Raw genomic sequence first — 2,011 nt, forward strand, 5'->3', positions numbered from 1 at the left:
GGATTGCCTGCCCTGCACGGACGTAGGAGTTGAGGAGGGGAGGCCCTTTCAGGTCGGTCGGCTCAGCTTCCAGCCGATTCACACGCCGGGCCATACCGATGGCCATTTCGCATACCGTCTGGACGACCGTATTTTCACCGGCGACGCTCTTCTGATCGAAGACAGTGCTATTTTTCCTGTACTTNNACACTGGCGACCTCAACACTGGGCATAGAAGGTGTTCCTACAACGCTGCTGATTGATCACGACGGTCGCGAAATTGGCCGCCTGGTCGGTGCCGCGGAATGGGACAGCCCGGCCATGGCGGATTTGATGACCCGTGCGATCTCCGAGGTTCCGGACTGACCGCGGGCCACGCCGACTGGACCAGGGGTCACCTAATTTTTCAATATAGCAATAGGTATTGAGATATTGAAATGAAAGAAGCAGAAGCTGTTAGGGCGTTTGGGGCGATGTCTCAAGAAACACGACGCCAGGGTCGTTCAATAGTTTACAGTGCTATTTTTCCTGTACTTGCTGATCTCGTAGCGTTTCTGATGCACGACTGCTGCGATGGGCACTGTGCTTATTGCAACAAAGCCATCGAGTTGTTCGCGCAGTGTGAAGGTCGCCCAACCTCACCGGGCACGGTGGACTCCAAGATATGATCAGATTCATCTATTTTGTGGAGTCTAATCTTGTTTGGTTTGTTATCACTTTAGCTGGTTTGGTCTTAGTATTCCCAGGGTTAGGAACGCACCTAGAGCCCTTTATCGGTCCACTGCTCGCGCTGCTGATGCTTGTCATCAGTCTTACCTTCGACGCACATGCCGTTGGAGTGGTCTTTCGCAAACCTTCAAGGCAACTTTTAGCACTAGGTCTGGTCTATGGTCCGATGTCGATTGCCGGTTTTCTGACTGGCCGTTTATTTTTCGGGAACGGACCTCTTGCAGCAGGTCAAACGTTGCTTGGCACATTGCCGACAGATGTTTCGTCTCCGCTGCTGGTATTAATGGCGCGGGGGAATGTTGCCTTAGCAGCCGTTTTTAATGCGGTCAATACAGCACTATCGCCATTCATTGTTCCATTCCTTTTTTTATGGCTGACTGGAATACAACTGGAAGTTCCTCTCGGGGCAATCATCTTTGAATTAGCCTTGATCGTTCTCGTTCCCACTGTTGTTGGAGTGAGCTTACGCACAGGATTTCCAGATTTTTTTGCACGCCATGATTCAACGTACGCGGGAATTGGATCAATCATATATCTTCTGATACTACTGGCTGTAGTAGGCCCAAACGCAGAAACTATCATTGGTTATGGCTGGTACGCTTTTTTGATTGCTGGAGCAGCCCTGAGTCTTAATCTGATTGGCTACCTGATAGGAATGTCCTCACGGTTGCTAACCTCTGACCGGAAAGAAGTGATTACCTATCTCTTCACCGTGAGCAAAAAAGAATTTAGCATTGCTGCTGCTTTTGTCGCCGCATCTGGCTTACCTTCAGAAATTGCGATTCCTGCCGCATTCTTTGCAGTGATACAAATGATCACTTCACCCATTGCCGCTAAGATCCTTGCACGGCACGGCTTACTTCGATTCCGAGCGAACGATCGGCACTAAGGATCTCGGTATTGCTTCAGAGCCGAATTACCCAACGAACTACTGGCAAAAGTTGATGCAGCCTTTTTAACGAAACAGGAGATGATGAGGTGCTTGCTCCATCTGCCGGCTACTCAGGCTCCGTGTTGTCGAAAAGATCTGCCAGGAAGCGGATTTTCAACATCTGCGCAAGTATATTGATTCGCCCACAATGGTTACCCCAATACTTGGCATAAATGCTTCAGGCTACTGCCGCATGCTTTCTTCACTGAGCCCTTCGAGAACCCCACAGGCCTTAATTTCCCGATCATCGTTGCAACTCGCTCTTAACGACGTGAGTTGTTGCTCCAGTACCTGCAGATCGGTTATCCGAGACCGCACATGAGTGATGTGATCATCAAGCAAGGTGTTGATGGCCCTGCAAGGCTGATGGGG

General features: G+C 50.1%; 3 protein-coding genes. 2 read left to right on the plus strand and 1 reads right to left on the minus strand.

All coding sequences use genetic code 11. The annotated features are described in order from the left end of the window. A partial coding sequence (locus B3182_RS13520) for an MBL fold metallo-hydrolase (protein ID WP_292753088.1) occupies positions 1-214 on the plus strand: 214 nt, incomplete at its 5' end. 429 nt (positions 215-643) lie between these two features. Further along, positions 644-1,597 carry a bile acid:sodium symporter family protein gene (locus B3182_RS13525; RefSeq protein ID WP_075194545.1) on the plus strand — a complete coding sequence of 318 codons (954 nt, stop codon included), beginning with the start codon at positions 644-646 and terminating at the stop codon, positions 1,595-1,597. 225 nt (positions 1,598-1,822) lie between these two features. On the opposite strand, the gene B3182_RS13530 is transcribed toward B3182_RS13525, so the two are convergent. Continuing rightward, a partial coding sequence (locus tag B3182_RS13530; RefSeq protein ID WP_349677938.1) for a MerR family DNA-binding protein occupies positions 1,823-2,011 on the minus strand: 189 nt, incomplete at its 5' end.

Source organism: Methylophaga sp. UBA4204 (assembly GCF_002379485.1).
GTDB lineage: Bacteria > Pseudomonadota > Gammaproteobacteria > Nitrosococcales > Methylophagaceae > Methylophaga.